This is a genomic window from Polaromonas sp. (assembly GCF_049790275.1).
Taxonomy (GTDB): Bacteria; Pseudomonadota; Gammaproteobacteria; order Burkholderiales; family Burkholderiaceae_C; genus Polaromonas.
Map to the genome: position 1 here is coordinate 1 of NZ_JBAQYR010000157.1, position 7,005 is coordinate 7,005.

Consider the following 7,005-nt stretch of genomic DNA (forward strand, 5'->3'; position numbering starts at 1 on the left):
GGGCTCGACACACAGCGCCGTCCAGGCTGTTTCCACACCGTCCGTCATGTCCACCGCCCAGCCGAGTTGCCGCAGGTGGGCCTGCAGACCGGTGGCAATGCCTTCGTCATCCTCAACAACCAGTACACGCATGCAGCATTGTGCTTGAGGAGGGCTTAAGGAAGACTTAAGACCCGGCGCCGAAGCTGCGCCCATGCAAATTTTCTCGAACAGGCAACTCGCCGCGATAACGGCCGCGCTGGCCCTGCTGCTTCTGGCCTGGGACATGTCGGGCCTGGACCTGCCGCTGGCCCACTGGTTCGGCGGGCCGGCCGGTTTCCCCCTGCGTGACGACGCTTTCCTGACCGGGGTTCTGCATGAGGGCGCCAAACGCGTGGCCTGGGTGCTGGCACTGCTGCTGTGTGTCGCGGTCTGGTGGCCGGTCGGCGGGTTCCGGCGCCTGGCGCCGCTGCGCCGTTTCCAGCTGGCAGCCACCACCTTGCTGGCTGTGCTGGTGGTCAGCGCCCTGAAATCCGTCAGCACCACCAGTTGCCCCTGGAGCCTGGCCGACTTCGGCAGTGTGGCGCATTACACACCGCACTGGACGCATGTGTTTGCACCAGACGGTGGCAGTGGGCAGTGTTTTCCTGCCGGACATGCGGCGTCGGGTTTTGCCTTTGTGGGCGGTTACTTCGCTTTTCGGCATACGGCGCCGGTGATCGCGCGCCGGTGGCTGGCCGTTTCGCTGCTGGCAGGCCTGGTGCTGGGTCTGGCACAGCAAGTCCGCGGGGCGCATTTCACCAGCCACACGCTGTGGACAGCCTTCATTTGCTGGTGCGTGGCCTGGGCCGCGGACAGTCTGTGCACGCGCGTGGCATCCAGCCCGCTGGCCAGAGACATGGGGGAGACCGCATGAGCGCGCCAGTCATTCACCGAATATCGCTGCGGCCTGGCGGCGGGGCAGCCGCCGTGCCTCCTGCCGGCGCATCGCGGCGCACTTTCGCGCATCCCGGCTGGATCATCCTCGCGTCCAGCCTCTGGCTGGCCACGGCTGCCAACCTGCCTCTCTGGCTGGCGATGCGCGAGCTGGCCCTGTTCGAGCGTTCCGGCGGATGGCTGTTCGCCATCGCCTTCGGCTTGATCATTGCGGCCAGCCTGGCCGGCATGGTGAGTGTGCTGGCCTGGCGCTGGACGCTCAAGCCGGTGCTGGCGGTGCTGCTGATGGCGGCGGCGTTCGGCGCGCACTTCATGCTGGCCTACCACGTGGTGATCGACGGCTCCATGATCACCAACGCGCTGCAGACCAATCCGCGCGAGGTGCGCGACCTGCTGGGCCCCCGGTTTTTCACCTCCGTGGGGCTGCTGGGGGTATTGCCCTGCGTGGCACTGTGGCGCTGGCGGGTGGACTACGGTCGCTGGCCACGCCGCGCCGCGCACAACTTCCTGCAGGCGGCCGCCGCGCTGCTGGCGCTGGTGCTGCTCACACTGGCCAGTTTCAGCCCGCTGGCCTCCACCATGCGCAACCACAAGGAGTTGCGTTACCTCGTCAATCCGCTCAATGCGGTGTATGCACTGGGCAAGCTCGCCAGCGGGCCGCAGCGGCACGACAACACGCTGCAGCCGCTGGGGCTGGATGCGCGGGTGGCATGGCCACCGGCCGCGCGCGCGCCGCTGCTGGTGCTGGTGCTCGGGGAGACCGGGCGCAGCGGCAACTTTGGCCTGAACGGTTACGGTCGCAACACCACGCCCGAACTCGCGCGGCGGGACGTGGCCAGCTTTCGCAACGCCTGGTCCTGCGGCACCAGCACTGCAGCGTCGGTGCCCTGCATGTTCTCCAGCCTGGGCCGCGCCGGGTTCGAAGCGCGCAAGCACGATACCGAAGGCCTGCTCGACGTGGTCCAGCACGCGGGCATGGCCGTGCTCTGGGTGGACAACCAGTCCGGCTGCAAGGGCACCTGCGACCGCGTGCCCAGCGTCAACACCGCCAACATGGCACACCCGCAGCTGTGTCCGGACGGTGAGTGTTATGACGACATCATGCTCGACGGGCTGGACGAGCGCATCGCGGCCCTGCCCGCGGAACGCCGCGCGCGCGGCGTGGTGATCGTCCTGCACCAGATGGGCAGCCACGGGCCGGCCTACCACCTGCGCTCACCCGCGGCTTTCAAGCGTTTTCTCCCTGAATGCACCGGCAACGACCTGCAGGGCTGCAGCCGGGACGCGCTGGTCAATGCCTACGACAACTCGATTGCCTACACCGACCACTTCCTGTCCGGCACCATCGACTGGCTCAGGAAGCAGCACGCCTACGACACCGCCATGGTGTATGTGGCCGACCACGGCGAGTCGCTGGGCGAGAACAACCTGTACCTCCACGGCATGCCTTATGTGCTGGCACCCGATGTGCAGAAACAGGTGCCATGGATCACCTGGACATCCGCAGCGTTTGCACAGCGCAGCGGCGTGACGTCCGCCTGCCTGCGCGGTGAGGCGGACCGGCCGGTGTCGCACGACAACTACTTTCATTCCGTGCTCGGCCTGCTGGCTGTCCAGAGCAGCGTGTACCGCCGCTCCCTGGATGTTTATGCGTCCTGTGCGACGTCTCCCACCGATGAAGTGGCGGGAAGGCCGGCGGCAGTTGACAGGCAGGGCCGCAAACCGGGCGGGCCTGCCTGACGGGCGTGCAGCATATTTTTAATAAAAAGTGCTTCCAGCCCTTATGTAGAAAGCGCAAGCAGCTATTGAATTCATAGTGCCCGTGGGAAGTCCGGGCTGCCGCGCAGACTCCCGGCGCTTCGTGCCTTCAATCACCCAGGTCAATGACGCCCGCCAGGCGCACACCGTTGGGAGCGGTGTAGTCGGCCAACACACAGGCGCGGTCGGGGTGGTCAGCGGCATTCTGTAAGAGATCGAGAACGAAGCGGATGGACGGTTTGTCCAGCGCAGCAAAAGGCATGTCCAGCAGGGCGACGGCGGCGCCCGATGCAAATGCCGCGGCCAGCCAGACTTTGCGTCTGGAGCCTGTAGACAGCATGTAGAGCTGCTTGTTCATTTCCGGCGCCAGGCTCAGGCCATCCACACAGCGGGCCAGCATGTCATCGTCGAACCCGGCAAAACGCTTGCGCTGGTTTTCGAAATAGCCGGGCGGCGTCATCGTATCGAATGCTTCCGTGCGTGGCTCTGTCCAGAACACCTGCTGGCGGTAAAGCTGGGGCTGCTGCTGCAAGCCCGTTCCGTTGATGTTGAGGTGGCCCGCATCGCATGTCAATTCCCCGGCCAGCAAACGCAGCAGCGTGGTCTTGCCGCGTCCGTCGCCGCCGCGCACCAGGGTGACACCGGCCGGGATGGAGGCCGAAAAGCGGGTGAATAGCTCGCGCTGCGGGTAGTAAAACTGGAGGCCGTCCACCTGGAGAATGGCGGGCAGCTTACTGGCCGGCGGGCTTCCCAGGGAGACCTCAGTCGGCATGATCGACGGTCGCGAAGACGCGCAAACCTTCTGCGGTGCGCGCGAGGTTGTAAGACTCGCGCCAGGACTGGAGAACACGCCCGTCTTCGAGAAGCAGGTCCCACGTCACGGTGCCCAGGACACAGGCCTGGCCCATGGAAACCACTTCAAGCTCGCCGTACCGGCAGGACCGGCAGCCCTGGCTGTGATAACCCTCCACCACCTTCTGGAAATAGGCGGCAATTTCCGGTGGGGTGGAAAAACACTCGACGCTGCCCCCGGCGTGCAATGCCGAATACGGCGCGAGATAACGACGGGCAATGCGCTGGCCGTCAAAGGTCTGAAACGCTTCCACGAACGCATCAAAAAAAGCAGCGACTTCGCCTTGAAGTGCGGTCGTGGCCATGTCTGCTTCCGGACTGCGATGGATTTACCGGTAAAACGCTTCGACCTTGCCTTTGAGCTTGATCATCAGCGGATTGCCTTTGCGGTCCAGCGTCTTGCCTGCGGGCACTTTGACCCAGCCTTCGCTGATGCAGTATTCCTCGACATCCACGCGCTCGCTGTCATTCAGCCGGATCCCGACTTCATGCTCAAACACGGCGGCGACATGGTGGGGGCTGCGTGGGTCAATGGACAGGTGGTCTGGCAACGGTGGAGGGGGGGCGGTTTCGTTCATGGGATTTCTTTTATTTCAATTGACACGGAAGGGAGCATTTTTCCATGATCCGGCCAGGCCGCTGTTCGATGCGGTTGCCAGAGGTCAAGGCCTGTTCTATTTGCGCTTTTGCCGCTGGTCGTATTTTCGCCAGTAGGGGAACTCGTCTTCATGGACCTCGATGTCGATCTCCATGATGCGCGACTGCAGGCGCTCCTGCACATCCGCAACAGCCCTGTTGTAGACCAGGGGGCCCAGTTCTTCCAGAAAAAAAACGAGAAGCGCGCCGGCGGTGATGTTCCCGATTTTCTCTTCCATGTTTTCGAGGAAGTAGCGTTCGATGGAAGCGACCGCCTGCTGGCGTGCTTCTTTGGAGATTTCAATCGTCATGAGCAGGGCTTCCTAGCTGAAGGGTTAAAACCGAGGGGACGGGAGCGAATGTTCCGGGCATTGATGCGCCGTGAGCTTAACGCGAACTGCGGGGCTTGCCGGCACGGGCCATGCCCCAAATCTCAACATGACGAGCCAGGCGTGAAATAGGACGCTGCGCATTTCCATGAATAAAAAGTGCCTCCAGCCCTTATTCCACGGGCGCAGACAGCTACTGATTCAATAGCGTTTGCATGTCAGGGCGCGACCTGCACCAGCAGCTGTGCCTGCGCTGGCAGCTCGTCCAGCTTGACGACTTCCCCCGGCGCCAGCACACGGTCGGGCTTGAAGTCTTCGCCGGCCGCGACATCGGCGCGCCGCCAGCGGATCGCCACCACGCGTCCTTCGAGACGCAGCGTGATGTCAAATGCCGGCCAGTGCGCGGGCACCCGCGGCGTCAGCGACAGCTCGCCTTGCCGCACGCTCAGGCCCAGCAGGGTCTCGAGTGCGGCACGGTGCAACCAGGCGGCCGAGCCGGTGTACCAGCTCCAGCCGCCGCGGCCGGTGTAGGGCGGCGCGCCGTAAACGTCGCCGGCCAGCACATAAGGTTCGATTTCATAGGCCGCACCGCGTGTGGGATGCATGCTGCGGTGCGCCGGGCTGATGTCCTCGAAGCTCTGCCACGCGCCTTCGATGTCGCCGCTGAGTGCCTGAGCCATCATGGCCCAGACGGCTGCATGCGAATACTGGCCGCCGTTCTCGCGCACACCGGGCGGGTAGGCCTGGATGTAGCCCGGGTTGTTGGCCGAGTGCTGCAGCGGCGGGTGCAGCAGGCGCAGCAGGCCGGCGTTGTCGTCGACCAGTTGCTGTTTCAGGGCCTGCATGGCCGGAGCTGTGAAAGCCGGGGTGGAGGCGCCCGACAGCACGGCCCAGGCCTGGGCAATCAGGTCGATGCGGCATTCCTCATTGGCGCTGGAACCCAGCGGCTCGCCGTTGTCGAAGAAGGCGCGGCGGAACCAGGCGCCGTCCCAGCCGGCGTCGTGCAGTGCGGCGATCCAGCCCTGGCGTGCGGCCAGCCATTTGTCTGCGCGTCCGGTGTCGCCCCGGGCCTGGGCCAGGGGTGCGAAGTTCTCTACCACCGCGCACAGGAACCAGCCCAGCCAGACCGATTCGCCCTTGCCTTCGTGGCCGACGCGGTTCATGCCGTCGTTCCAGTCGCCGGTGCCCATCAGCGGCAGGCCGTGCGCGCCCACCGCCAGGCTGTGGTCGATGGCGCGTGCGCAGTGCTCGTACACGCTGGCTTTCTGGGCGCTGGTTTGCGGCGCGTAGTAGGCGTCTTCGGCCCCGCCGGGAATCGCCGGGCCGTCGAGGAAGGCCACCGGTTCATCGAGCAGGGTGGTATCGCCGGTGACGTCGACATAGTGCGCGCAGGCATAGGGCAGCCAGAGCAGGTCGTCGGAAAAATGCGTGCGCACGCCTTCACCACCCGGCGCATGCCACCAGTGCTGCACATCGCCCTCGGGAAACTGGCGCGAGGCGTTGAGAACGACCTGGCTGCGCAAGCGTGCCGGGTCGGCCAGCGCCAGGGCCATCGCATCCTGCAACTGGTCGCGAAAACCGAAAGCACCGCCGGCCTGGTAGAACCCGGCCTTGGACCAGAGCCGGCAGGCCACTGTCTGGTAGATCAGCCAGCGGTTGACCAGCGCATCGAACAGCGGATCCGGTGTGTGGACCTGCACCTTGCCCAGCAATTCTGACCACCAGGCCTGAACCTCCTGCAGCGCCTGGCCGGTATCGCGCTGCGCCCACTGCCGGGCCAGCTGTTCGGCAGCCGCGCCCTGGGTCGCATGGCCCAGGACGAAACTGAAGGCCAATTCTTCGTTGCCCGCCAGCTCGAACTCGCTGGCGATGGCCGCGCACGGGTCCAGTGCGCCGCCGCTGCGCCGCCCCAGCGTGGGCGGCAGCACCAGCTGGCCGAGCGTGTCGAAAAATTCACTGCGATCGCAAGTCCATTGCGCGCCGCCCGCGGCACCGGACAGGGCCAGGAAAGCCGTGCTGCCGCCAAACCCGTCGCGGCTTTCGCGTTGCTGCGCAAACAGGGCCAGGCGTTCGGCGCCGTTCCAGGTGTGCAGCGTGCGCCGCCGGCCGCGCGCCTCGCCCATCTGCCACTCGACCATGGCGACGGCGCGCAGCCGCCGCTTGCCATTGCCCTCCAGCCGCACGCGCACCTGGACCACCTTGACCGCTTCGTTCAGGGCCGCAAAAAACGTGGTTTCCAGCTTCAGGCCGGCATGCCTGCCTTCAAACACCGAATAACCCTGGCCATGGCGCACGCGCCAGGCGCTGCCGGGGGCTGCGAGCAGGGAGGGTGCCAGCGGAAACACTTCGCCGCTGTCCAGGTCCTGCAGCAGCCAGTGTTCAAACGCCGGGTCGCGCACGGCGTCGTTGGACCACGGCGTGACCTGGTGCAGGCGGCTGTTGCCGGCCCAGGTGTAGCCACTGCCGGTTTCGGACACCTGGAAACCAAAAGACGGGTTACCGATGACGTTGATCC

At 65.4% G+C, this 7,005-nt stretch carries 7 protein-coding genes; 2 read left to right on the plus strand and 5 right to left on the minus strand.

Annotation, left to right across the window (positions count from 1 at the left end; all coding sequences use genetic code 11):
* Positions 1-193: 193 nt before the first annotated feature.
* Both WA904_RS20785 and WA904_RS20790 read left to right on the plus strand, forming a co-directional pair.
* Entirely contained in the window at positions 194-895 is a 702-nt protein-coding gene (locus WA904_RS20785) for a phosphatase PAP2 family protein (RefSeq protein ID WP_425199031.1), read from the plus strand.
* A complete protein-coding gene (locus WA904_RS20790; RefSeq protein WP_425199032.1) occupies positions 892-2,655 on the plus strand; it encodes a phosphoethanolamine transferase in 1,764 nt (587 codons plus the stop codon). The genes WA904_RS20785 and WA904_RS20790 overlap by 4 nt, the downstream gene beginning before the upstream one ends.
* A 127-nt stretch (positions 2,656-2,782) precedes the next feature.
* Here the strand turns inward: WA904_RS20790 and WA904_RS20795 are convergent, their stop codons facing one another.
* The 5 genes from WA904_RS20795 to WA904_RS20815 form a co-directional block, all read right to left on the minus strand.
* On the minus strand, positions 2,783-3,445 hold the full coding sequence (locus WA904_RS20795; protein WP_425199033.1) for an ABC transporter ATP-binding protein: 663 nt from the start codon (positions 3,443-3,445) through the stop codon (positions 2,783-2,785).
* Positions 3,435-3,830, minus strand: coding sequence for a hypothetical protein (locus WA904_RS20800; protein ID WP_425199034.1), 396 nt, complete (start codon positions 3,828-3,830; stop codon positions 3,435-3,437). Before WA904_RS20800 ends, WA904_RS20795 begins: the two co-directional genes overlap by 11 nt.
* A 24-nt stretch (positions 3,831-3,854) precedes the next feature.
* The gene (locus WA904_RS20805) at positions 3,855-4,103 is read right to left on the minus strand and encodes a DUF3297 family protein (RefSeq protein ID WP_425199035.1); all 249 of its coding nucleotides are present in this window, start codon (positions 4,101-4,103) and stop codon (positions 3,855-3,857) included.
* A 96-nt stretch (positions 4,104-4,199) separates the two neighbouring features.
* The gene (locus WA904_RS20810) at positions 4,200-4,472 is read right to left on the minus strand and encodes a DUF2164 domain-containing protein (RefSeq protein ID WP_425199036.1); all 273 of its coding nucleotides are present in this window, start codon (positions 4,470-4,472) and stop codon (positions 4,200-4,202) included.
* Positions 4,473-4,708: 236 nt separating this feature from the next.
* On the minus strand, positions 4,709-7,005 hold a 2,297-nt coding region (locus WA904_RS20815; protein ID WP_425199037.1), incomplete at its 5' end, for a GH36-type glycosyl hydrolase domain-containing protein.